The organism is Mesorhizobium sp. M1403 (assembly GCF_040317695.1).
GTDB lineage: Bacteria > Pseudomonadota > Alphaproteobacteria > Rhizobiales > Rhizobiaceae > Mesorhizobium.
The window spans coordinates 44536-66264 of the sequence record NZ_JAMYKY010000006.1; the positions used below are offsets into that span (position 1 = coordinate 44536).

A 21729-nucleotide genomic window follows, 5' to 3' on the forward strand; every position below is an offset into this window, starting at 1 on the left:
TGCGGACCCTTCAGTTGAAAGGATGCAGGATGTAAACGCACCTGCTGGCGAATGGCGTATCGGCAATTTCTTCGTCGCCAACGACAAAGTCGAAGCTGCAGTGCACGGACATTGTCCTGCGCTCAACGATGCAAGGAACCTGCGAGGCGGCGCGATCCAGTTCCGGCGCATGGTCGATGACAACGACATGGGCATTGTTGATCAGCGAAGAAGGCAGCTGGCCAGACGGTTCGCGGCTTCCGCAGGGCGTTGGCGAATAGCCGAGCAGCACGAGGCCGCAGCTGGGCGGCTGGTGCTGGCGGATGGACGCCGATGATCCGGACAGATGCAACAGGCTCTCTCCGGCACCGGGCAATAGCCAAGCGGCTTGCAGCATAATCACGTCCGCGGAATCAAACAGTCTTGCGGGAGGCAAGATTGCGTTGTGTCGCCCGAAATCCCAACATACAAGACAAATATGATGGATGTCACGCAACCACGCAATGCCGGTATGGACTGGCACGAGCAAGCCTTGGACCTCACGCGGGGAATTGCTGCTTATGTCAACTGCCCTCTCGTGGCAGGGCTGGCGCGCGTCGTCACCAAGCATCCGAAGGCCGATATCGCCAACGCCTTCAACCACAAGCAGGTCGCCTGCAAGATGTGGGCGCTCGACAGGCTGTTCGAAAGCTGCGGCGGCCGGTTCGGGCGCATATGGGTTCTGGGTGGATGGTACGGCGTATTGCCGGCAATGCTTTTCAACGACGCCCGCTTCGACATCGCGGCGGTCGATAGCATCGACATCGATCCCGAAGTCGCGCCGGTCGCCCGGACCCTCAACCGGGAAGCCGGCGACCGGTTCCGGGCGCTAACGGCAGATATGTACGCACTCGACTATGCGGCCGTCCGGCCCGACCTGATAGTCAATACGAGCTGCGAACACATAGCCGATCTGCGCGCCTGGCTTGCTCTGCTTCCGCGGGGCACGAATGTACTGCTGCAATCGAACGATTATTTCAGCGAGCCGACGCACATCAACTGCGTGGCTTCACTTGCAACCTTCGAAGCAATGGCGGCGCTACGGGAGGTGCGGTTCTCCGGCGAACTGCCGACAAAAAATTATACGCGCTTCATGCTGATTGGAACTGTTTAATGTATTTCGCCCAAAAGTGCGTAGCGGTTTTCGGACAACGACATGCATAAAACAAGACTTGAAGCGCGTCGCACGAAACTCACCAGACGCGACGTGCGTTAGTCCTACTGAGTCAGTAACGCAGTAGGACTAGGATCTATCGTCTGTTTGATCATGAGCTTTTCCGAAACCGGGCTCCACTTTTAGGGACCATGTTCGATACCGCTCGTGCAGGATTTGCGCGGAGCGACGCGCGCCTTCCAGATCGAGACGATGCGCGGATGGCGTCGGTCTCACAAGCGCCTGTTCGATCGCTTGCGCCAAACCTTCAGGCGTTAGGTCCTTTTCCATCAGCACCGTTGCAAGACCGAGTTCTTCGAGCATCAGGGCGCGAACCGTCTGTTCGGTTTCCCCGCCGGCTGCAAATGGAACGAGCAGGGAGCGACAACCCGCGCGCAGGACATCGCAGATCGTGTTGTAACCCGCCTGCGAGACTGACAGGCGGGCGCCTGTCAGCAGGCTGGCGAAATCCTCGCGGAACCGGAAGATGGACAGGCCCGGCGTGGCATCGCGTGCGATCGCGTCAAATTCGTCTTTCGGCAGGTTTGGGCCGGTGATCAAACACCATTTCCGAGCGTTGTTGGCATTCCGCGCCGCTGCGATGGTGGAGCTGACAAGGCTCTTTCCGGCAGCCCCGCCGCCAACCGACACCAGAACGTCGAAGCGCTCGGAGGCCGCGGGCGAGGGCGGCGCGGCAACGAGCCCTGTGTAGGTGACCTCGGCCCTGATCGCCCCAGCCAGCGGAAATGTCTTGTCGATGGTTGCGAAAGCCGGATCGCCGTGGACCATAACAAGGTCGAAATGCCTGTTGATGAGATCGACCGTTTCCTCGTTTCGGCCCGGCTTGACGCGCTCCTGAAGGATGTCACGGACGGACGTCGCCAGCAGCGGTCTGGGCGACGTCGCGTCGATGGCCTCGATCAGCGGCAAGAGTTCGAAACGCATCTGTCGGCGTCCAAATGGAAACGCCTCGAGAATGACGATATCAGGCCTGCAATCCCGGAATGCCTGCAGCAGCATCTCTGAACGCCATTTCTTGAAATCATCGTCGATCGGGTTGCCCTCCAGGTCGACAAGTCCGGAAAATCCTTCATCACCGGAGGTGACAGGTGGCAGGATTACAGATTTTACACCGAGTCCCGGAAACCCGGCGATCGGCGCTCCGCCGGTCACGACGGTCACGTCAAACCCGTCATCGACCAGAGCCGCCGCAATGCGGCTGGCGCGCGCAAGATGGCCGATGCCGAGCAGGTGCTGGACATAGAAGAAAGCGCGCAGCCGCTTCATTCGGCGGCCCGCCACTCCCGCTCGAACAGTTCCTTGAGCTGTCCAATGCTTGCCATATGATCGAAATTGCCGCGCACGCGCCGCTCTGCGGCGTCGCCGAGGCGGGCGCGCAGTACGGGATCACGGATCAGGCGCTCCAGCGCCTGTGCCAGGGCAATTGCGTTTTCCGTCGGAACCAGCAGCCCGGTTTCATCCGGCGATAAAAGCTCCGGCACGCCGGAAATATCGGTCGACACGCAGGCAAGCCGCTGGCTGGCCGCCTCCACCAGAACATTCGGCAGACCGTCACGATCGCCATTTGCGGTGATCCTGCAGGCCAGGGCGAAGATGTCGGCGCGGCGGTAGTGCTCAAGCACTTCCTCCTGCGCAAGCGCGCCTTTCCAAGAGACGCGACCATCCAGTCCGAGCTTTTGCGCCAGCGCCTTGAACCGCTCCAGTTCCTCGCCGCCGCCGATATGCTCGAAACGCCACGCCAAATCACCGGGCAACAGGGCAAGGGCCTGCAGCAACGTATCGTAACCTTTCTTTTCAACGGCGCGCCCGACACTCAGAACGACAACCGGTTCGTCCGGCGCCGAGCCGTCATGCTGCTTTCGCGCCTCGCCGAAACTGCCGAAGCGATCAAGGTCGAGCCCATGATAGCTCAGATGTATAGACGAGTTGCCGTTAGCGAGTTTTTTCAGACGGTCGAAGCCGGTTTTCGTGCAGGTGACCGTCCAGCGCGCCGAGGAAAGCTTGCCGGCCAGATCCCAGTCCGCCGAAGTCCAGATGTCCTTGGCATGGGCCGAGCAGGTCCAGGGCAGGCCACGAAGCTGGCTGGCATAGCGCGTCACCGATGCCGGTGTGTGCGCGAAATGTGCATGCAGCCAGCCCGCGTCTTCCGGCCATTCGGCCGCCAGCACGAGCGCTTGCCCGAAGCGGCGCGCGCGATTGCGCGTAAAGTCGTGGGGGAGATCGGCAGCCAGCGATCCGAGCGTGCGCCAGAAGCACGGCCGCAGCAGATAGGCAAACAGCGAGCGAAGCACGCGCAGCGGCTCTTCATGCAGATATTCCGGCAGATAATGGACCGGCGCTTTGATCTCGTCATGCACGGGGTGGCGTTTTTCGTCGGTCGGCCGCCTGAGCGCGACGAGTATCAGGTCGAACCCTGCGCGCTCCAGACCGAGCAATTCCTGCGCGATGAAGGTTTCGGACAGCCGCGGATAGCCCTTCAGAACCACGACGATCTTGCGATGTTGCAACTCAGGTCATTCCTTCAATGACCGAAAGGTGATGGCCGGCCCGCCGGTCGAGCAGTTCCGCGACGATTTCGGAAATATGAGGCAGCCCTTCCAGCGTCAGATGCGGATTGCTCTGTGATGGGTGGGGCCGGTCCGGCAGCGCCACCAGTGCATCGGCAAACCGCTGGGAATCCTTGGCTTCCTCCGGCAAAAGCATCTCGATGAGGCCAAGTTCGGCTGCGCGCCGAGCGCGGATCAGTTGTTCCTGGCGGGGCTCGACGCGCGGCACGATCAGCGCCGGCTTGTCGAAAGACAGTATCTCGCAATAGGTGTTGTAACCGCCCATCGCCACTACCGCCTTGGCGCCGGCAATCAGGTCTTCCATGCGGTTGTCGAACTCGATGATCTTGATGTAGGGGATCTTGGACCCCTTCTTGAGCAGCTTGTTGCGCTTGCGCGCCGGCATGTAAGGCCCAAGCACGATCAGGGCCCTATGCTGCAATTGCGGATCCTGCTGATAGGCATCGATGACGTCGTGGATCAGTTCGGCGCCGTCACCGCCGCCACCGGTGGTAACGAGGATATAGTCGCCCTCGGGCCGGTGGCCGGGCAACTCGTTCCGCTGCAGGCTCCGTTGCAGGAAACCGACGAACCTCATCTTTGCCCTGACAGCCGGCGGCACATCCAAGCCGGTCAACGGATCGTAGAAATCCGGCGGGCCATAGGCCCAGACCTTGTCGTAGAACAGGCCTATCTTGCGCATCACATCCCTGCGTGCCCACTCTGCTTCGAGCAGATGCGGCGCATCCATTACCTCGCGCAGGCCAAGCACGAGAGTGGTGCCCCGCGTCTTGAGGTAGGACAGCGTGTCCTCGATCTCACCGCGCAGGCCGAGCGGTTCCTTGTCGACGATGAAGATATCCGGCCGGAAGGTCTCAGCTGTATGGCGGATGATCGACTGGCGCATCCTTAGCGTCTCATGCAGATCGATGTCCTTTTCCAGCGAGGTGTATTCGCCGTTGCGCAGCTTGATGACGCTGGGGATCTTCACGAAGTCGACACGGGCGCGGTAGTCGAAGGCGCCAGCGATAGTCGCACCCGAAATGATAAGCACCTGAAGTCCGCGGAAATCCTCGACCAGCGAATGCGCGATAGTCCGGCAGCGCTGCAAATGGCCGAGCCCGAACGTGTCGTGGCTGTACATGAGAATTCGAGCGTTTTCTGCGTGCTGGGTCATTGTTGAACGTCTCTTAGAATTCTCGCTTTGAGGACCGTGAGCGACCCGCCGGCTTCGAAACCATCCTGGTTTTGAAACATGAGGCCGCGATTTTCAATTTGTATTACTTCTGTGGAATGCCTGTCAGATAACTTTCTGATTGCCTGAGTCCGAAACTAGATGGATTGGCGAATATCGCCTCGGCGGGAGCGGGTCGAGACTCCCTGTTGTTGTTTTGGGATGGATCGAAGGGGAAAGCGGTGTCCAAAAGATCGGCAGAAGTCATCGCTCTTGATTCCAATAAGGCCTCTCCGAACTTGATTGGTTTCCGAGCGGTGAAAGCGAATTCCGCTATCCTGCGCATATAGTCAATTGCTTGATCGGTATACGAAAGGACAGGGTCACCGGGCGTCGCACGGCGCATGTTGTTGTAGAACTCATTTCGCGCGCCATTGCTCTCGGTCTTGGGGGACCAAAAGTGCTGCCCATCAATCTCTTGACGGGCGGTCTGATTATGATTCACCGACCAGAACTGAGCCATCTATCGCCCAAGCTAGCCGGAATTTCGGCAGGAATCGAGTGGACGCCAGCGCTCACAACACACCGCCTGCGGCAGAGTGTGTGCAACACCGGTTACTTGTCGATCGCTATGGCCTCTGGCTAATGCCTTAGCTGGGGCGGTGACGGTCCTTTTTGAGACGACCTGAGCGCGTCGCCGAACGTCGCGAGGTGCGAAAATCACTCGATTGGTCCCGATAGTTGGCGAAACCTCAATGAGTTTGATGATTGGCCTCGTAGGTTCACAGAGGGCGGCGACGATCTCGTCGGGGTTCTCTTCCGCCTAGTTGAAGATCCAGGCTGCCGACCGGGAGATCGACGACTTCATCACCGTCGCACGCTCGCGCCTAGCGTGACGAGAAGCTCGTCCAGTTGCTCGAACGTCTCGCCCATCGCATCCGCCGCCCCGGTGCCGGCAGCGTCGAGAGCTTCCTTTGAGGGATAGAGCTCGTGCATGACCAGCAGCGTCTTGCCACCTTTTTCCTCGAAGGTCACCGTGGTGATGGGTCCACCGTCACCACCTTCGTCATTGGTCCAGACGAGGCGCGAGTGCGGTGTCACTTCGATATACCTACCGAAGAACTCGTCAGGGTTTGAGGCATCGTGGCCGAATACCAAACGGTACCTGCCCCCGACACGAACATCCATCTCGCAGGAACGCAGGAACATGCCCATCGACTTCGGTGCCCACCACCGCATGAACAGCTCGGGCTTGGTCCAAGCCTCGAACACGGTGCGTGCCGGCGCGTCAAAGGTTCGCGTAACGACCAGCTCCCGGTCGGACTTCCGTTCCACCATCGTGCGGTTCTGCATGGGGGTAGGCTCACTAGCTCTTGTTTCGTCCATCGACTTTCTCCTTCCGTTTCAATTCCTCGACAACCTTGTCCAACTCGTTGAAGCGTGCGTCCCAGAGCTGGCGGTGCCTCTCGATCCATGCCGCCTCTTCCTCCAGTGCGCGTAGGCCAAGCTTGCAGGTCCGCACGCGCCCAACCTTCTCCGTGGTGACGAGCCCCGCCTTCTCCAAGACGCCGACGTGCTTCTTCATGCCCGTGAGGGTCATGTGGAACTTTTCGGCAAGGTCCGTGATCGAGGCGTCTGCTCGTCCGAGTTGCTCCAAAACGCCGCGCCGGGTGGCGTCCGAGAGCGCGGCGAATGAGGCATCGAGGTGGGGCATTAAATACTGAACCATATGGTTCAGTATTTAACAGACGGGCTGGCGGCGTGCAAGGGGAGACCGAGTGGGCTGCGTTGCCGGCCGCCCCTTCTGGTAAATCGCAAGCGATTAGCGGATGTTCAAGTCGGAGCAGGGTCGGTGAGGAAGGGCATGATGTCCACGCCGTCTCCTGGGAAGACGGTGAAATGCGGGTGGTTCTCGAACAGGCGGGCGGCGGCATCGATGGTATCGGCCTCGACGACAATATAGCCGCAGAAAGGGTTCACGGCGTCGGCGATGCCGTCCCTGGTAACGCGCCTCGTCTTACCGACCATGCCGCCGCGATCGGGGAAAAATGCGGCATTTCTCTCCTCCCAGTCCGCCCACAGCTGTAAGCCGACGGCATCAATCGTATCCTGCTCGGGCTTAGGCAGGCTGCGAAAGCGGGCGAGGTCTTCGGGCTTCATGGTGTAAACGGCAAGAAAGCGGAGCATGCGGCGGTTTTTTCTTCGTGCTGGCAGAAGCATGCTAGCTTAGACTCCTGGAGGGCCCAAGTCACTGCGCATTACCACCCTTTGGCGCTCCGTATCTTTCAGTCCGAAATGATGACCCGAGGCTAAGGTTGGCCATCTATTTTGAACGCTGACCTGGGCGGGCGGAACTGCTCCACCACCAGATCAACACGCACATCAAGCGTCATCCTCGCTGTTAAGCGCAGGCCGAAAGTAGTGTCGACGCCACAAACTCGCGATTCTCTGATGTGCTCGCGATTCTCTAAAGAACAGAATCACCGAGCAGCAGGCGCGACCCGACCTCCACGATAGACCTGATAGCCGGCAGCAGCTCCTGCCCCAACGAGGTCAGCTCATATTCCACCGTCGGCGGCGAGGTCGCCATCACGTTGCGACCGAGGACGCCGCGCTCCTCGAGATCCCGCAGTCTGCTGGTCAGTACCTTCGCCGAAACGGCTGGGATATCGCGGCGGAGTTCCGAGAACCGACGCGGGCCTTCGCTCAGGGACCAGAGCACCTCGGGTGTCCAGCAGCCGCCAAGCAGCGCCATGCATCTCGACATGGGGCAGCCGGGGGGAGCCTTCACCTTCTTTCGCGCCTTGAGAACCATCGCACACCCTTCTCGAGGAGTTTCCAGTTGGTTACCGGAAAATGGCGGTAACCGCAAGATACGTGGTTTCCAATGGTAACGATGGCCGCTATTCGAAGGCTCTCCAATCACACAACCACGAAATGGACTGAACGATGTATGCAATAACTGGAGCAACAGGACAGCTTGGCCGTCTCGTGATCGAGGCACTGCTGAAGACCATTCCCGCCGACCGGATCGTCGCGGCGGTTCGCAATCCGGCAAAGGCCAGCGATCTGGCGGAGCTCGGTGTGATCGTAAGGGAGGCGGACTACGACCGTCCCGACACGCTCGCCCCGGCCTTCGCCGGCGTCCAGAAACTGCTACTGATTTCGTCGACCGAGGTCAGCGGCCGCCTGCCGCAGCATCGGGCGGTGATCGAGGCAACCCAACGCGCCGGAGTTTCGCTGATCGCTTACACCAGCATGCTGCATGCCGACACGTCTTCCGCAACGCTCGCAATCGAGCACCGGCAGACGGAGGAGGTCATCGCGGACTCGGGCGTTCCCGCCGTCATCCTGCGCAATGGCTGGTACACCGAGAACCATCTGCTGGCGCTTCCGGCGGCTCTGGAGCACGGCGCCTTCGTCGGCGCCGCGAAAGACGGGCGTTTCTCGTCCGCAGCGCGGCGGGACTATGCCGAGGCCGCAGCCGTGGTGCTGACGACCGACGACCATGCAGGAAAGACGTACGAGCTCGCGGCAGACCAAGCCTTTACGCTCGCCGAGCTTGCGGCGGAGGTCTCGCGGCAGTCGGGCAAGGCTATCGCCTACAACGATTTTTCCCAAGCCGCCTATCAGGATGTGTTGGCGGGGGCCGGGCTGCCGGCCGACCTCGCTGCGCTTCTGGCCGATACCGACGCCGCAGCCTCACGCGGAGCGTTGTTCGATGACGGAGGCGCCCTCGGGCGGCTGATCGGTCGTCCGACCACTTCGATGCAAAGCCTCGTCGCGGCCGCATTGCGCGGTTGAAGGCTGGGCTCAGCGACTTGAGGATGCGGTCTTTCTCGTAATGAGACCAATCAGCTTATCGATTTTCTCGGCCGGGTTCTCCTTTCGTCGCGCCGAGGCGGTTAAGCAGATTAAACGTGATCCTGCCGACATCGTTCATGGCGCCTGCGGCTGGCAGCGCGCCGCACCAGGCAACCGAGCTTGCCGAAAAGATCAAGCCGCCTGCTGCGAGCTTTCGCAGGGTCATTTCGGCGCAGCGGCGGGCGATGCGTTGCGTATCCCCGCCCTCGCACCAGCGCGTCGGATCCTGGAAGAAGCTGTCGGGAAATCCCGTCGCACGCGCGATCACGACGGTGTCCGCGGATGTGCCGAGGGCTGGATCCGTCGCATCCACTTCGTAGCCCGCGGCACCGCCCAGCACGATGCCGTCCGAACCGAAGGTCGCATTTTCAACGCCTTCGAACAGCCATGCGCATCCTGCTTCATGGCTTTCGTCAGTGCGCGTGAAGGGGCGTGCGCCTTCGAATCCCATCAGTGAGATCGCGCCACCGATCAGCGAGAATTCGCCGCGGCCACGGGAGCGGAGATAGCCGCCTGGTTCGTTGGTGATCGACAGCGCTTGTTCGGCGACCGGGCCGTCCCACGTGCGGCCGGCCTCCAGCGGCGAGCGCCGCAGCTCCATCAGATCGTCCTTGAAAGCCACAGTGGCGGCGAAGCCGTTTCCGCCGAGATAGGCGATGCTGCCGCCTTCGGCCACAAACTGCCGCAGCGCCTGCTCCATCTCGATCGACATATATTCGGGATGACTGCCGGTGACGACCGCTTGGTGTCCACGCAGACCGTCTATACCGCATTCGTGCAAATCATGATCGGTCATGACGTCAAACACGATTCCATTGTCGTGGCAGAATCGGAGGAAGTGCAGATCGACCGGCAAATTGTGTGGGCAGCCGCAGAGGGGATAATCGTAATCGTCCCTGAGCGTCACTTTCGGCTTTTTGTAGGAGCAGATAGAAACGCCGCTAAGGTCGGAGTGGTAGTCGTAAAGAGACTTCAGATTGTTGGCGACCGCGAAGCGATGTCCCCGGTCGTCGCTTTTCCATTCATAAAGATGATCTGGGAGATATTCGTCCGCATAAGCGAGATAGGTGGCCGTCGGCACGAGATACAACAGCGGCGACGAAACCTGTGATGAGGTGACGAAGAACACCACGCGTTCGTAGCTATCCTCCCATTCGATCTGGAACGCGTAGACGCCTGGGCGTGCGTTTTCAGGGATTGTCACGCAGTGCGATGCCGGCCACTCAAGCGGGCCGATGTCGTCGTCGTGGCAATGGATAGCGTCGTAGTGCGACGGCACGAAGCGAGGTTCGAAGCTCGATCCGTCCCAGCGTGCCGAAGTCATGCAGAAGGCTGGCTGATTGATCACATCGAGGAGCAGCGGATCTGCTCTGCCCGACGACAGGATCGGCTGCGTTGGTAACAGCGTCGGGAAATCCCAGGCAATGGTCCCCTGCGGTGTCTCGAGCCGGATCGCGGCAAATTTCGCGTTGAGGGTAGGTTCGTGGTGAGTAGCACTTGCGCCGAAATGGATGCCGTGCGCTTGAAGGTTCCGCGCAGGGCTGCCAAAACCTTCACGAAGTTCGTAAGGCGCGAGGAGATCATGCGATTTGATCCGCAGACGCGGCTGCTCCTGCCGCAGATCCAACTCGACAGTGAGCCACACACCAGTTGGCGCCGTCCTCTCGACAAAGGTTTCGCCGCCGATTTCCAGGGCAAATGCGCCGTCGCGGAGGCGCAGCCCGAGGGCGCCTGCTTCCAGGATCGTACGCGCACCTCCGTTGCGCGTGAGGAACAGCTCAAAACGAATGCCGTGGACGGCTTGTACTTTGGCCAGTTCGCCGGCTCGCACGAACAGGAACGACCCTTGGTCGAAATGCCGATGCCGTGGTTCACCCACCGCTTCGATGGGCCAGGCCAGAAATTCCGGAGCCGGCTTGTCGAGTCGGCAAATTCGTGTGGCCTTTATCGGCCGATCGCATGACAGGCTGAGGTTGATCTGCTGGCCTGCTTTCGCACTCCAGGGGGTGGTATAACCAACCACGCTCATCGCGTCGTGGTCTACTGCGCGCTTCATCTATCCTCCCGATGAACTCCAGATGGGCTGCGGCGAACCGCGCAGACCGGTCCGATGCCGGCCAATACGCTGCCGCTCTGACAAGCAAAGTTCCGCATGGCGCACTACCGCCATGATGTACATGCTTGTATAGATAAGCTGCATTCGGATAGTCTCGACGCGATCGGTCCAAGCGCGACATTACCAAGGAGGATGACATGCGCAACGCATCTCTCTTCGACCTGTCAGGCAGGAAGGCGCTTGTAACCGGCGCAAGCCGTGGCATCGGGCGCAGCATCGCCGAGGCGCTCAGCGCAGCCGGCGCCGACGTCGCGATCACGGCGCGCAGCGTGGCCTCGCTCGAGGAGACGGTGGCCGCCATCCGCACTGCCGGCGGGGCCGCGCATGCCATCGCCCTGGACGTCACCGATGTCGACCAATGCCGGGCGGCGACAGCCGAGGCCGGCAGCCTGCTCGGAGGTCTCGATATTCTCGTCAACAATGCGGGTGTGGAAGAGGTCCGGCCCTCGCTCGATGTCGACGAGGCCTTGTGGGACAGGATTGTCGATACGAATCTCAAAGGCGCCTTCTTCTGCGCCCAAGCCGCCGCGCGGCAGATGAGAGACGCCGGACGGCCCGGCGTCATTATCAATCTCTGCTCGTTGACCTCCGAGGTCGGGATTCCCACGGCGGTGCCTTACGGCTCGTCGAAATCAGGCCTCCTCGGCATGACGCGGGCGCTTGCGGCGGAGTGGGCCGATCTCGGGATCCGGGTCAACGCCATCGCGCCTGGCTATTTCAGGACAGCGATGACAGACGTGTTCTACAGCAACGAGGCATGGCAGCAATCGATGCTCGCCAAGATTCCGCAGCGCCGTTTTGGTGATCTCTCGGACCTGCACGGAATCGCGGTGTTCCTCGCTTCGGATGCGGCAGCCTACATAACGGGCCAGTCCATTCCCGTGGATGGAGGCTTTCTCGCATCGATTTGAAGGCTTCAGGGGGCTGGAGACGTGTCCCAGAAGTGATCGACAAGCGCTAACCGTGATTGCGTACTAAGAAAAGGAGCCGCCATGTCTGACGTCAGCTTCCACCGCCTGTCATCCCTCAGTGTCGATCAGCGGGCCAATTTACTTAAACGCGCCGAAGGAGATCTGTCTTCCTTCATCGAAAAGGTCCGTCCAATCATCCAGGCCGTCAAGAATGAAGGTGACGCGGCCTTGCTCCGGTTTGCGCGCGAGCTCGACAAAGCCGATGTTGCCGACGGTGGACTGAAAGCTTCGGAAGCGGAGTTCGATGCGGCATTCGACAAGGTCGACAAGGATGTCGTGGAGAGTATCCGGTTTGGCATCGAGAACATAAGGCATTTCCACGAGGAGCAGCGCCCGGAGACGATGTGGCTCAAGGAAGTTCGGCCTGGCGCCTATGCGGGTGACCGATACACACCGATCGCTTCGGTTGCGCTTTATGTTCCGCGCGGCAAAGGCGCCTTCCCCTCGGTGACGATGATGACCTCGGTTCCGGCGGTGATTGCCGGGGTTCCGCAGATCGCGATCGTGACGCCTGCGACTTCGGATGGTTCCGTCGATGCCGCGACGCTGGTTGCCGCCCGCCTCGCCGGCGTGGAGACCGTGTACAAGTGCGGCGGCGCCCATGCGGTTGCCGCTGTCGCCTATGGAACCGAGACTGTGAAGCCCGCCGTCAAGATCGTCGGACCGGGGAGCCCGTGGGTGGTGGCGGCAAAGAGCGTGTTGTCCCCGATCATCAACACGGGTCTCCCCGCCGGTCCGTCCGAAGCGATCATCTTTGCCGATGACAGCGTCGACGGCGGCCTGGCCGCTCTTGACCTGTTGATCGAAGCCGAGCACGGGCCGGATTCGTCGGCCTATCTGGTGACGCACAGCCGCAAGGTCGCCGAAGCCGCGTTGATTGCGATACCGGAACACTGGTCCCGGATGACCGAACAGCGCGTGGAGTTCTCGCGCGCCGTGCTCACCGGAAAACGCGGCGGTATTGTGCTGACCGAATCGCTGGAGGACAGCTACCGCTTCATCAACGACTATGCGCCGGAGCATCTCGAGATTCTGTCAACGGAGCCATTTGCGCATCTCGGACGTATCACAGAAGCCGCCGAGATCCTCATGGGGCCGCATACACCGGTGACCCTCGCCAACTTCGTCCTCGGGCCCAATGCGGTGCTGCCGACCAGCCGGTGGGCGCGAACCTTCGGACCGCTTTCCGTAACGGATTTCGTCAAAAGATCATCAGTCGGCTATGTGACCTCGGCCGCCTATCCGGAACTCGCACTGCATGCCCGCAGGCTCGCCCGTTACGAAGGGTTCAGCTCGCATGAGAACGCGGTTTCGGAGATCCGCGATCGCTATCTCGCCGGCTGAGCGGAAACGATGACGATGAGGGCGGCACGACTCCATGGACCCGGCGACTTGCGCGTCGAGGATATCGCCGCGCCAGGCGCTCCCGAGGTGGGCTGGGTGAAGCTGAGGGTCGATGCCGCAGGCATCTGCGGTTCCGATCTCCACAACTTCCGCACGGGCCAGTGGATAAGCCGGTCGCCTTCGACGGCAGGCCATGAGCTGACAGGCACGGTGATCGCCATCGGCGAGGGCGTGGACACCGTCGCTGTTGGCGACCGAGTGGTCGCCGATTCCCGCTTCTGGTGCGGAGAGTGCGCGCAATGCCATGCAGGCAGGCGGCATCTTTGCACGTCGCTGGGCTTTGTTGGCGAAATATGCGACGGCGGATTTGCCGAACAAGCGGTCCTGCCAGCACGCCTGCTGCACGTCGTCGATACCGCGCTTGACGAACGGATCGCGGCGATGGCCGAGCCGCTGGCTGTAGCGTTGCATGCAGTGCGGCGTCTGCCGAAAACGGTCGGCTCCGTTCTTGTCGTCGGCTGCGGCACCATTGGCGGTCTTGCCGCGCTGCTGCTCTCTCGAACCTTCGCAGGTACCGTGCTCGTCGCCGATCGCAACCCTGGCCGATGCGCCCGGGTGGCGCGGGTGACAGGCGCCAGCATCGTCGACTTGAACCGGGACGCCATTGCCGCGGCGACCGCCGATGCCCCCTTGCTCGCTGCCGTCGAAGCGACCGGCAGCATCGGAGCACTCAGCCAGCTGCTCGGCGTTCTCGATGCCGGCGGCATCGTTGCGATGGTCGGCATATTCCATGGGCGCCTCGATATCGATCCCAACATCCTGGTTGAACGCGAAATCACATTGCTGGGATGCCACGCCTTTGCAGATGAGCTTCCCGACGCCATCCGGATGCTCGGCGAATTGGCCGAGCCCATGGTCGAACTGATCGACCGCGAGATCGGTCTGGATGATGTTCCCGCAGCCTATGAGCGGCTGTTGGCGGGGCAGGGCGATGGCTTGAAAACAATCATCCGGATGCGGTCTGCCGGGCGCGTGTGATTTCCGAACGTTGCCGGAAAGGATTTTTGAAATGATCACTTTGCCCGACACCGCCAGCCCTCTTTACGAGAAGGTCAAGGACTACATCCTGACGAACATCGGAACGGGGCGATGGAGCAAGGATCGGAAGCTGCCGTCCGAAAATGAATTCGTGGCGACACTCGGCGTGTCTCGGATGACGGTCCATCGTGCCTTGCGGGAGTTGACCTCTGCGGGCTTTCTAATCCGGCTCCAGGGCGTCGGCACATTCATCGCGCCACCTCGACCGCAATCCGCACTGATCGAAATCAACAACATCGCAGCGGAAATTGTCGCGCGGGGAAACAGGCATCGCTCCGCGGTTATCGTCCTCGAAGAGATCATGCCGACAAAGGAACTCGCGCTTTCGTTCGAGTTCGCAAAGCGCGCGTCGATCTATCATTCCATTGTCGTCAACTTCGAGAACGACCTGCCTGTGCAACTGGAAGAGCGCTTCGTCAACCCGGGCCTGATACCCGACTATGACAAGCAGGATTTTTCCAGGACAGCAACCTACGACTATCTCATGCAGAAAACCCCGGTGACGGAGGTCGAGCATATCATTTCGGCGACCCCTGCCGATGCCGAAACGGCGCGGCATCTGGGCATCGATGCCGGCAGCTGCTGCCTGCTTCTGCATCGCCGGACATGGACGGGCGCCGTCGTTGCCACGATCAGCAAGCTGACTTACGTTGGAAGCCGCTACTCGCTTGGCAGTCGGTATTCTCCGTCCAAAAAAACCTGATCGCAGTGAAGCGATTCAGAGAGGTCTGACTTGTATATGCATGTATGTATTTAGCCTTGACATCCGCTGTTGCTGACGTTGAAGTGTCGTCGCACTTCGGTTGAACTGACGCTAAGATGCCGAGGCACGGTGCCGCAAGAGCAGAAGCCCGCATTCTCACCAGGCCGGATGTTTGGTTCAAAAAAAGCGGCCTGATCATCAAGGGGAACAAGACGATGCGTAACCTAGCAGGACAATTTCGGGCACTCGTTATGGCTGCTGCCGTCGGGTTCGCCCCGGCGGCCTACGCGGCCGATACAACCATTCCGGCGACGCCTGAGGCAGGAACATTCAAGATCGGCATCGAGCCATGGCTTGGCTACGGCCAGTGGCACGTCGCCGAAGCCAAGGGTCTGTTCAAGGCAAACGGGCTGTCCGACGTACAGATCGTGAACTTCGCCGAGGACAAGGACATCAACGCCGCCTTGGCCAGCGGCCAGCTCGATGCCGCCAATATCGCGACCCACACGGCCATGGGCATGGTTGCGGCCGGCCTGCCGGTGAAGATCGTGCTTCTGCTCGACGTCAGCATGACGGCGGACGCCATGATCGCCGGCAAGGACATCGCGTCCGTCGCTGACCTCAAGGGAAAGCAGGTCGCTTTCGAGGAAGGCACGACGAGCGACATCCTGCTCAAATACGCGCTGGCCAAGAACGGCATGTCCATCGCCGATGTCCAGCCGGTTCCGATGCCGGCGGCGGATGCCGGCAGTGCGTTGATCGCTGGCCAGGTGCCGGTCGCGGTTACCTATGAGCCCTATCTCACCGCGGCCAGGGCGCAGAACAAGGATGTCAAGCTGCTCTTCACCGCGGGCGAAGATCCCGGCCTGATCAGCGACGTGTTCGTGGTGCGCGATGAGGTGATCGAGTCGCGTCCCGGCCAGGTGCTTGCCATGATCAAGACCTGGGATGCGGCCCTGAAGGCCTACAACGCCGACACGCCCGACGGCCGGGCGATCATCTCCAAGGCGGTCGGTTCGAGCGTCGAAGACCTCAACACCGCCTTTGATGGCGTGCGTTACTATACTCTCGCCGAAAACAAGGATGCGCTGACGGGCGAATTTTCCACCAAGACATTCGCCGATGTCGAGGCGGCCGCCAAGAACGCCGGGCTGCTTCAGGCGGACGTGACGCCGGAGCAGATGATCGACCCGTCATTCGTCAAGGCCGCGAAATGACGAGGGCCGGCTCGCGGTGGTGACGCAAATGTCCGAGCAGCGTGCGACCAAGCCAAGCCCGTCTCACGCAGCACCGGGGCCGGTGACCAAACAGCCGATGCGCCGTCGCCGATCCTCCGGGATCGGCGCGCCTATCGCACGCTCGCGCTTCCTGATGATAGCGGTGGCCGTCTTTGCCGGCCTCGGCCTCGCCTGGTGGGCGGCAACGGGGCTTGGGCTGGTAAAGCCGATTTTCCTGCCCTCGCCGGGAAGCGTGGTGACCCAACTCGGCAAGCTCGCGGGTGACGGCACGCTGTGGCTGGATCTCAGGACCTCGATATACCGTATTTCCATTGGCTTCCTCATCGCCTCGGCCCTGGCGATTCCGATTGGCGTGCTGATCGGCAGCTTCCGGACCTGGGAAGCGGCGATCGAGCCGCTTGTGGATTTCATCCGCTACATGCCGGTGGTCGCGTTCGTGCCCCTCTCCATCCTGTGGTCCGGGACGGGCGATGCGCAGAAGTTCCTGATCATCTTCATCGGCACCTTCTTCCAGCAGGTGCTGATGATCATGGACAATGTGAAGCGGGTTCCCGCTGATTTCATTGGCCTTGGCAGGACGCTCGGCCTGCCGGATCGCAAGATCCTGACGCGCATCGTGGTTCCCAGCGCCTTGCCAGGCATCTGGGATACGCTGCGCATCAGTCTCGGCTGGGCATGGACCTGGCTGGTGTTGGCGGAACTTGTCGCGGCGACATCAGGCCTCGGCTACCGCATCACCGTGTCCCAGCGCTATTTCCAGACAAACACCATCATCGGCTACATCCTGCTGCTGGGCGTGCTTGGTCTCATCACCGACCAGGTCATGAAGGCACTGGGAAAAGTGTTGTTCCGGCAGGAGGGCCACGTGCAATGAGGCCGGGCCGATGAGTTTGCCCAAACTGCGGATCAAAGGCCTCCACAAGAGCTTCGGCACGGGCGCGCGGCGCACGGAAGTGCTGCGCGATATCAATCTCGATCTTGCCGACAACGAGTTCGTCTCGCTGGTGGGCACGTCGGGTTGCGGCAAGAGCACGCTGCTGTCGATCGTGGCCGGACTGCAGGATTTCGACGCGGGAGATCTTGCCATCGATGGCTCGCCGATCCTGCAGCCGGGTCTCGACCGCGGCGTCGTCTTCCAGTCCTACACCCTGCTTCCCTGGCTGACGGCGCAGCAGAACATCGAGTTTGCCCTCAAGGCCGCGGGTCATGATCGCGCGACCTGCCGCAGGATAGCACGCGAGCATCTCGATCTGGTCAAGCTCCCGCACAGCGCCAATCGCTATCCGTCTGAGCTTTCGGGCGGCATGAAGCAACGTGTGGCTATAGCGCGTGCTCTTTCCTATCGACCCAAAATGCTTCTGATGGACGAGCCCTTTGGCGCGCTCGATGCCTTGACCAGGCATCAGATGCAGGAACTCCTGACGCAGATCTGGGAGGAGCACAGGCTCACCGTGCTCTTCGTCACCCATGATGTGGAAGAGGCGGTCTACCTGTCGGACCGCATCGTTGTGATGGGGATCGGCCCGGGACGCATCATGCAGACCTTCAATGTCGACATCGAGCGCCCGCGCCGGGAAGAGGTCATGGAAACCCCGGCTTTCATGGATTTGCAGCGCAGCGTGCACAAGGCGATCCGCGAGGCTTCAAAACGTCCCGAAATGGTTTAGGCGGGTCACTCATGCGTGTCAGGTCCAAGAGCAGCGCAACGAACGCGGCTGGGCGCGGGGATCGTCTCGGAAGACGGAGTTTCAGCCGGATAACGTCTGATGCCGCTACGGATTGCCGATCACAAGCCGGTTCACAGGTTCATTCGCGGCCGTCTGAAGGGTAGCAGGAGCTTCGCCCGATCAAGGCGTTCTTGAAACTCGTGTTCGAGCTTGTGACTCGGGCGCCCGTCAAGCGCCCAATCTCAATATCGCGCCGTCGCGATTCCTGACCCGGAAGCGGCCATTGGCGTCCCGCGCCTCAACCGTCGAAAAAAATTTGCAGGACAATGTCGATTTCCTAAACTCCGTTCGTCGTTCCGATGCCGGCCTATGAGGCCGGCTCAAACAAGGAGACAGACGATGCGTGTGATGGTGCTCGTGAAGGCTACCGAGGACAGCGAAAAGGGCTTTCTCCCCACGCCCGAGGCTAAGGAGGCGATGGAGGCGATGGGCAGATTTAATGATGAGCTGCGCAATGCCGGCATCTTGCTCGACGCCGACGGCCTCAAGCCCTCCTCGCAGGGCAAGCGCGTAGCGTTCGATGGTCCCCGCCGGACGGTCATCGACGGGCCTTTCGCCGAGACCCGCGAACTGGTCGCCGGCTTTTGGCTCTGGGAAGTCAAGGATATGGACGAGGCGGTCGCCTGGGTGAAGCGCTGCCCCAATCCCATGCCGGGACCGAGCGAGATCGAAATCCGGCCGCTGTACGAGATGGCTGATTGGCAATGAGAATCTGACGCCGGAGGTCGCGGAAATCCATGACCTAACGCACGAGAAGCTCAGCGGCAACTGAGACTGTCGTCCGCAATCTGCTTGCCTCCGTTATGGCTTTGGCCGACAAAGCAGCATGACTGCAGGCGAGACGCACCAGGCGATCGAAGCGATTTTTCGCATTGAACGGGCCCGGCTCATCGCGGGTCTGGTTCGTCTCGTGCGCAATGTCGACCTTGCAGAGGAGCTGGTGCAAGACGCCCTGGTCATAGCCCTGTCCGAATGGTCCAGGGCCGGCGTGCCGGCCAATCCCGGCGCTTGGCTGATGACGGTCGCCAAACGCCGCGCCATCGACGCGATTCGTCGCGACAAGATGCGCGGGCGCAAGCATGAAGAGATCGCGCGGGAGCTTGACGGCGAGTGCGACGGCGCGGCCGAGGTGATCGAAATGGCCATCAACGACGATCTTGGCGACGAGCTGCTGGGCCTCATCTTCACAGCCTGCCACCCCGTACTTTCGGCCGACGCCCGCGCGGCGCTCACGCTGCGTGTCATCGGCGGTCTGACGACGGACGAGATCGCCCGTGCTTTCCTGTCGAGCGAGGTGACGATCGCCCAGCGCATCGTCCGCGCAAAGAAGACGATCGGAAAGGCCGGGCTCAGATTCGAGGTGCCGCGCGGTGCCGAGCGTGCGGCGCGTCTGTCCTCGGTGCTGGAGGTCATCTATCTCATCTTCAATGAAGGCTATGCTGCCACGGCCGGCGATGACCTTGTCCGGCCGGGCCTGTGCCTGGAGGCGCAACGGCTAGGCCGCATGCTGGCGGGGCTGATGCCCGAGGATGCCGAGGTGCTCGGCCTGCTGGCTCTGATGGAAATCCAGGCATCGCGCCTGCCCGCACGCATCGGGCCGGACGGCGCCCTCTTGACCCTGACCGAGCAGAATCGCGCACGCTGGGATCAATTGCTGATCCGCCGAGGCCTTGACGCGCTGGCCCGCGCCGAAGCCCTCGGGGGCGACGGCCCCTATACGTTGCAAGCCGCGCTTGCAGCCTGCCATGCGCGGGCACGCAATCCGGCCGATACCGACTGGTCCTGCATCGCAGCGCTCTACGACCGGCTGCGAGCAGTGATGCCCTCGCCGGTGGTCGATCTCAATCGAGCGGTCGCCCACAGCATGGCCTTCGGGCCCGAAGCGGGCCTTCGTCTGGTGGACGAGATTGCCAACGCCGCCGCCCTGCGCAATTACGCGCCATTGCCGGCGGCGAGGGGCGACTTTCTGTTTCGGGCCGGCCGGCTGGCCGAGGCCCGCGCCGAATTCGAGGCGGCGGCCAAGCTCACCCGCAACGTACGTGAAGCGGCCTTTCTCCTCGCCCGCGCCGACGCTTGTGGTTGAAGCATCGCTCTCCGTGCCTGAAGCGCCGCTCGGTATCATCGAAAGCAGCCAGTGCGCTCGCGGCGAGCTCCTTCAATAAGCCGATCAGCTCGCAACGCGAAAGGGATTAACGATGCGCAAGCCATCGTCGAGCGCCATTCCGTGCTGCATATCCTCTGACAAAAGTGTATCGCAGCCAGCGTGAATCGCCGCGGACGCGATCATCGCGTCATAGGTGGAAAGGCTGTACCGCTCGGCGAGCCTCAATCCTGTTTCGTGGGTCTCGAGCGTGAGCGGATGAACCGTCAACAGGCCGCGCAGCATGGTCAGCAGCGCATGCGTGTCGGTCCATGACATTTGCATCTTCCGACGCGCGACGTTGGCGAGTTCGTTGAGAACCTGCACGCTGATCGCCCCGCCAGCAGCGATGGCCGCCTCGGCCCGATCAGCCTTCGCCGTATCGCTTGACGCGATATAAAGAAGGACATTGGTATCAAAAAAACTAACGGGCATTCGCCTCGTCCCGATCGAATTTGAAGTCAGCGGGGAGCCGACCACGGAAGGCGCGGAGACGCTTCAGCAACTCCTCGCGCCCGGGCTTCCGCGCGACGCCAAGCTGGCGGGCGTCAGCGACATGGATTTCGATCTCATCGCCTTCCCTGAGTTCAAGCGCTTCGACCACAGCGGCGGGAAGGCGGACCGCAAGACTGTTTCCCCATTTGGCGACCTGCATGCCACTTCCTCTCCTAGATATACGCCAGGAGAAATGTATATCCAGAAGTGGTCGAGATCAAGGCAACTCGGGATATATGCATTTGAAGGAGGAGCCTTGATCATGCCAGCAACTGCGTCGGCACGCCGAGTATCGGCCCTGCCTCGGCGAGCCGCTGGTCGAGGGTTCGCACCGTGGCGCCATGCTCGGATGCCGTCGCGAGGTGCAGGGCGTCGCCAGCACGAAGCCCGAGCGTATGCTGATCGGCGAATTTCGCGGCGACCCGAAAATGCCCGCCCGTCACCGGCAGCACGGTGAAGCTCTCGGCGACCAGCTTGTTGAACATCGCGAGCGCTGCTGCGCGCTGCTCCAGGTCAATCTGTCCGGTCCGAAGCTTGATCGCCATGGCGGAGGACATCTCGGTGATGGTCCAGTCGCTGATCACAAGTTGCGCTGGGTCCTGCTCCGCCAGCCAGCCCTGAACGCGCGCGGTCATGGCTTCGTTGGATAGCGCTGCTACGATCAGCGAAGTGTCGAGATAAAGCATCAATAGCGATCGCCATCTCGCATCGATCGCACCAGATCGGCGGCGGCCTGAGCCTGCAGAGGCATGGTTGCGGTCAGGGATTGGAGCAGGACGGCGTCGATCCGCCTGCGGGGGCGGGCCACAGCCGTGAGTCGGGCGACCGGCTTGCCACGCCGGGTGATGTCGATCGAGTCTCCAGCCTCGACCCGGTCGACGAGCTCGCTCAGATGTGCCTTGGCGTCCGCCAGATTGACCACGCCCATGTCACGCTCCTGACCATGTAGATGGTCATATAGCGCATCACGCTTAACGATTCCAGCGCAGAGTACGGCGAATGAGCAACTGGCTGCGTGAGCGAAGCAGGTGATCGCTCCTGCAACGAGAATTATGCCGCTTTCCGCTTGACTAATACATATCCCAATGGTTATACATCGATCAATAGCCGAAGGGTTATCG

The 21729-nt window shown here is 61.3% G+C and carries 25 protein-coding genes; 11 read left to right on the forward strand and 14 right to left on the reverse strand.

Annotated elements, in window-relative coordinates:
- Positions 1 to 10: 10 nt before the first annotated feature.
- Positions 11 to 271 carry a hypothetical protein gene (locus NKH01_RS13070; protein WP_156947991.1) on the reverse strand — a complete coding sequence of 87 codons (261 nt, stop codon included), beginning with the start codon at positions 269 to 271 and terminating at the stop codon, positions 11 to 13.
- A 189-nt stretch (positions 272 to 460) separates the two neighbouring features.
- Between NKH01_RS13070 and NKH01_RS13075 the strand changes: the two genes are divergently transcribed.
- The gene (locus tag NKH01_RS13075; protein WP_031193291.1) at positions 461 to 1132 is read left to right on the forward strand and encodes a class I SAM-dependent methyltransferase; all 672 of its coding nucleotides are present in this window, start codon (positions 461 to 463) and stop codon (positions 1130 to 1132) included.
- 129 nt (positions 1133 to 1261) lie between these two features.
- Here NKH01_RS13075 and NKH01_RS13080 read toward each other — a convergent pair whose 3' ends face one another.
- The 8 genes from NKH01_RS13080 to NKH01_RS13115 form a co-directional block, all read right to left on the reverse strand.
- The gene (locus NKH01_RS13080; protein ID WP_353020408.1) at positions 1262 to 2458 is read right to left on the reverse strand and encodes a glycosyltransferase family protein; all 1197 of its coding nucleotides are present in this window, start codon (positions 2456 to 2458) and stop codon (positions 1262 to 1264) included.
- Complete coding sequence (locus NKH01_RS13085; RefSeq protein WP_353020410.1) at positions 2455 to 3699, reverse strand: glycosyltransferase; 1245 nt, start codon at positions 3697 to 3699, stop codon at positions 2455 to 2457. The genes NKH01_RS13080 and NKH01_RS13085 overlap by 4 nt, the downstream gene beginning before the upstream one ends.
- A 1-nt stretch (position 3700) precedes the next feature.
- Positions 3701 to 4915, reverse strand: a complete 1215-nt coding sequence (locus tag NKH01_RS13090; protein WP_023716538.1) for a glycosyltransferase family protein — start codon at positions 4913 to 4915, stop codon at positions 3701 to 3703.
- A gap of 103 nt (positions 4916 to 5018) precedes the next feature.
- Positions 5019 to 5435, reverse strand: a complete 417-nt coding sequence (locus NKH01_RS13095) for a hypothetical protein (protein WP_352493877.1) — start codon at positions 5433 to 5435, stop codon at positions 5019 to 5021.
- 344 nt (positions 5436 to 5779) lie between these two features.
- Positions 5780 to 6298, reverse strand: a complete 519-nt coding sequence (locus NKH01_RS13100; protein WP_023716540.1) for an SRPBCC family protein — start codon at positions 6296 to 6298, stop codon at positions 5780 to 5782.
- Complete coding sequence (locus tag NKH01_RS13105; RefSeq protein WP_023716541.1) at positions 6279 to 6641, reverse strand: ArsR/SmtB family transcription factor; 363 nt, start codon at positions 6639 to 6641, stop codon at positions 6279 to 6281. Before NKH01_RS13105 ends, NKH01_RS13100 begins: the two co-directional genes overlap by 20 nt.
- Positions 6642 to 6745: 104 nt before the next feature.
- Positions 6746 to 7099, reverse strand: a complete 354-nt coding sequence (locus NKH01_RS13110) for a hypothetical protein (protein ID WP_353020413.1) — start codon at positions 7097 to 7099, stop codon at positions 6746 to 6748.
- Positions 7100 to 7379: 280 nt separating this feature from the next.
- The gene (locus NKH01_RS13115) at positions 7380 to 7667 is read right to left on the reverse strand and encodes a winged helix-turn-helix transcriptional regulator (protein ID WP_245278483.1); all 288 of its coding nucleotides are present in this window, start codon (positions 7665 to 7667) and stop codon (positions 7380 to 7382) included.
- A gap of 194 nt (positions 7668 to 7861) precedes the next feature.
- Between NKH01_RS13115 and NKH01_RS13120 the strand changes: the two genes are divergently transcribed.
- Positions 7862 to 8716: an SDR family oxidoreductase gene (locus tag NKH01_RS13120; RefSeq protein WP_352482882.1), complete on the forward strand. Its 855-nt coding sequence runs from the start codon at positions 7862 to 7864 to the stop codon at positions 8714 to 8716.
- Positions 8717 to 8771: 55 nt separating this feature from the next.
- Here NKH01_RS13120 and NKH01_RS13125 read toward each other — a convergent pair whose 3' ends face one another.
- Positions 8772 to 10832 (reverse strand): N,N-dimethylformamidase beta subunit family domain-containing protein, encoded by a 2061-nt coding sequence (locus tag NKH01_RS13125; RefSeq protein ID WP_353020416.1) that lies wholly within the window; start codon positions 10830 to 10832, stop codon positions 8772 to 8774.
- 197 nt (positions 10833 to 11029) lie between these two features.
- On the opposite strand from NKH01_RS13125, the gene NKH01_RS13130 reads away from it, so the two are divergent.
- From NKH01_RS13130 to NKH01_RS13170, 9 genes are all read left to right on the forward strand, one after another.
- Positions 11030 to 11803: an SDR family NAD(P)-dependent oxidoreductase gene (locus NKH01_RS13130; RefSeq protein WP_023716546.1), complete on the forward strand. Its 774-nt coding sequence runs from the start codon at positions 11030 to 11032 to the stop codon at positions 11801 to 11803.
- An 81-nt stretch (positions 11804 to 11884) separates the two neighbouring features.
- Positions 11885 to 13207 carry a histidinol dehydrogenase gene (gene hisD / locus NKH01_RS13135; protein WP_352638894.1) on the forward strand — a complete coding sequence of 441 codons (1323 nt, stop codon included), beginning with the start codon at positions 11885 to 11887 and terminating at the stop codon, positions 13205 to 13207.
- 15 nt (positions 13208 to 13222) lie between these two features.
- On the forward strand, positions 13223 to 14245 hold the full coding sequence (locus NKH01_RS13140; protein WP_353020418.1) for a zinc-dependent alcohol dehydrogenase: 1023 nt from the start codon (positions 13223 to 13225) through the stop codon (positions 14243 to 14245).
- Positions 14246 to 14276: 31 nt separating this feature from the next.
- Positions 14277 to 15008 carry a histidine utilization transcriptional repressor HutC gene (gene hutC / locus NKH01_RS13145; protein WP_352547392.1) on the forward strand — a complete coding sequence of 244 codons (732 nt, stop codon included), beginning with the start codon at positions 14277 to 14279 and terminating at the stop codon, positions 15006 to 15008.
- A gap of 215 nt (positions 15009 to 15223) precedes the next feature.
- A complete protein-coding gene (locus NKH01_RS13150; RefSeq protein ID WP_502897790.1) occupies positions 15224 to 16225 on the forward strand; it encodes an ABC transporter substrate-binding protein in 1002 nt (333 codons plus the stop codon).
- A 97-nt stretch (positions 16226 to 16322) separates the two neighbouring features.
- Positions 16323 to 17120, forward strand: coding sequence for an ABC transporter permease (locus NKH01_RS13155; RefSeq protein WP_245278504.1), 798 nt, complete (start codon positions 16323 to 16325; stop codon positions 17118 to 17120).
- A 10-nt stretch (positions 17121 to 17130) separates the two neighbouring features.
- Positions 17131 to 17913, forward strand: coding sequence for an ABC transporter ATP-binding protein (locus tag NKH01_RS13160; RefSeq protein WP_353020421.1), 783 nt, complete (start codon positions 17131 to 17133; stop codon positions 17911 to 17913).
- Positions 17914 to 18312: 399 nt separating this feature from the next.
- Complete coding sequence (locus NKH01_RS13165) at positions 18313 to 18681, forward strand: YciI family protein (protein WP_352547395.1); 369 nt, start codon at positions 18313 to 18315, stop codon at positions 18679 to 18681.
- Positions 18682 to 18799: 118 nt separating this feature from the next.
- Positions 18800 to 20056, forward strand: coding sequence for an RNA polymerase sigma factor (locus tag NKH01_RS13170; protein ID WP_353020423.1), 1257 nt, complete (start codon positions 18800 to 18802; stop codon positions 20054 to 20056).
- 84 nt (positions 20057 to 20140) lie between these two features.
- Here NKH01_RS13170 and NKH01_RS13175 read toward each other — a convergent pair whose 3' ends face one another.
- From NKH01_RS13175 to NKH01_RS13190, 4 genes are all read right to left on the reverse strand, one after another.
- Complete coding sequence (locus NKH01_RS13175; RefSeq protein WP_352856208.1) at positions 20141 to 20548, reverse strand: PIN domain-containing protein; 408 nt, start codon at positions 20546 to 20548, stop codon at positions 20141 to 20143.
- The gene (locus NKH01_RS13180) at positions 20538 to 20768 is read right to left on the reverse strand and encodes an AbrB/MazE/SpoVT family DNA-binding domain-containing protein (protein ID WP_023676182.1); all 231 of its coding nucleotides are present in this window, start codon (positions 20766 to 20768) and stop codon (positions 20538 to 20540) included. Before NKH01_RS13180 ends, NKH01_RS13175 begins: the two co-directional genes overlap by 11 nt.
- A 100-nt stretch (positions 20769 to 20868) precedes the next feature.
- Positions 20869 to 21294, reverse strand: coding sequence for a type II toxin-antitoxin system VapC family toxin (locus NKH01_RS13185; RefSeq protein WP_352482869.1), 426 nt, complete (start codon positions 21292 to 21294; stop codon positions 20869 to 20871).
- Positions 21294 to 21536, reverse strand: coding sequence for a type II toxin-antitoxin system Phd/YefM family antitoxin (locus NKH01_RS13190; RefSeq protein ID WP_352482868.1), 243 nt, complete (start codon positions 21534 to 21536; stop codon positions 21294 to 21296). The genes NKH01_RS13185 and NKH01_RS13190 overlap by 1 nt, the downstream gene beginning before the upstream one ends.
- Positions 21537 to 21729: the final 193 nt, after the last annotated feature.

What these genes read in the sequence shown, in the direction of transcription:
- NKH01_RS13075 (WP_031193291.1), top strand. Translation starts at nt 461, where the DNA reads ATGGATGTCACGCAACCACGCAATGCCGGTATGGACTGGCACGAGCAA.
- NKH01_RS13080 (WP_353020408.1), bottom strand. Translation starts at nt 2,458, where the DNA reads ATGAAGCGGCTGCGCGCTTTCTTCTATGTCCAGCACCTGCTCGGCATC.
- NKH01_RS13090 (WP_023716538.1), bottom strand. Translation starts at nt 4,915, where the DNA reads ATGACCCAGCACGCAGAAAACGCTCGAATTCTCATGTACAGCCACGAC.
- NKH01_RS13095 (WP_352493877.1), bottom strand. Translation starts at nt 5,435, where the DNA reads ATGGCTCAGTTCTGGTCGGTGAATCATAATCAGACCGCCCGTCAAGAG.
- NKH01_RS13100 (WP_023716540.1), bottom strand. Translation starts at nt 6,298, where the DNA reads ATGGACGAAACAAGAGCTAGTGAGCCTACCCCCATGCAGAACCGCACG.
- NKH01_RS13105 (WP_023716541.1), bottom strand. Translation starts at nt 6,641, where the DNA reads ATGGTTCAGTATTTAATGCCCCACCTCGATGCCTCATTCGCCGCGCTC.
- NKH01_RS13110 (WP_353020413.1), bottom strand. Translation starts at nt 7,099, where the DNA reads ATGCTCCGCTTTCTTGCCGTTTACACCATGAAGCCCGAAGACCTCGCC.
- NKH01_RS13115 (WP_245278483.1), bottom strand. Translation starts at nt 7,667, where the DNA reads ATGGCGCTGCTTGGCGGCTGCTGGACACCCGAGGTGCTCTGGTCCCTG.
- NKH01_RS13120 (WP_352482882.1), top strand. Translation starts at nt 7,862, where the DNA reads ATGTATGCAATAACTGGAGCAACAGGACAGCTTGGCCGTCTCGTGATC.
- NKH01_RS13125 (WP_353020416.1), bottom strand. Translation starts at nt 10,832, where the DNA reads ATGAAGCGCGCAGTAGACCACGACGCGATGAGCGTGGTTGGTTATACC.
- NKH01_RS13130 (WP_023716546.1), top strand. Translation starts at nt 11,030, where the DNA reads ATGCGCAACGCATCTCTCTTCGACCTGTCAGGCAGGAAGGCGCTTGTA.
- hisD (WP_352638894.1), top strand. Translation starts at nt 11,885, where the DNA reads ATGTCTGACGTCAGCTTCCACCGCCTGTCATCCCTCAGTGTCGATCAG.
- NKH01_RS13140 (WP_353020418.1), top strand. Translation starts at nt 13,223, where the DNA reads ATGAGGGCGGCACGACTCCATGGACCCGGCGACTTGCGCGTCGAGGAT.
- hutC (WP_352547392.1), top strand. Translation starts at nt 14,277, where the DNA reads ATGATCACTTTGCCCGACACCGCCAGCCCTCTTTACGAGAAGGTCAAG.
- NKH01_RS13150 (WP_502897790.1), top strand. Translation starts at nt 15,224, where the DNA reads ATGCGTAACCTAGCAGGACAATTTCGGGCACTCGTTATGGCTGCTGCC.
- NKH01_RS13155 (WP_245278504.1), top strand. Translation starts at nt 16,323, where the DNA reads ATGCGCCGTCGCCGATCCTCCGGGATCGGCGCGCCTATCGCACGCTCG.
- NKH01_RS13160 (WP_353020421.1), top strand. Translation starts at nt 17,131, where the DNA reads ATGAGTTTGCCCAAACTGCGGATCAAAGGCCTCCACAAGAGCTTCGGC.
- NKH01_RS13165 (WP_352547395.1), top strand. Translation starts at nt 18,313, where the DNA reads ATGCGTGTGATGGTGCTCGTGAAGGCTACCGAGGACAGCGAAAAGGGC.
- NKH01_RS13170 (WP_353020423.1), top strand. Translation starts at nt 18,800, where the DNA reads ATGACTGCAGGCGAGACGCACCAGGCGATCGAAGCGATTTTTCGCATT.
- NKH01_RS13175 (WP_352856208.1), bottom strand. Translation starts at nt 20,548, where the DNA reads ATGCCCGTTAGTTTTTTTGATACCAATGTCCTTCTTTATATCGCGTCA.
- NKH01_RS13180 (WP_023676182.1), bottom strand. Translation starts at nt 20,768, where the DNA reads ATGCAGGTCGCCAAATGGGGAAACAGTCTTGCGGTCCGCCTTCCCGCC.
- NKH01_RS13185 (WP_352482869.1), bottom strand. Translation starts at nt 21,294, where the DNA reads ATGCTTTATCTCGACACTTCGCTGATCGTAGCAGCGCTATCCAACGAA.
- NKH01_RS13190 (WP_352482868.1), bottom strand. Translation starts at nt 21,536, where the DNA reads ATGGGCGTGGTCAATCTGGCGGACGCCAAGGCACATCTGAGCGAGCTC.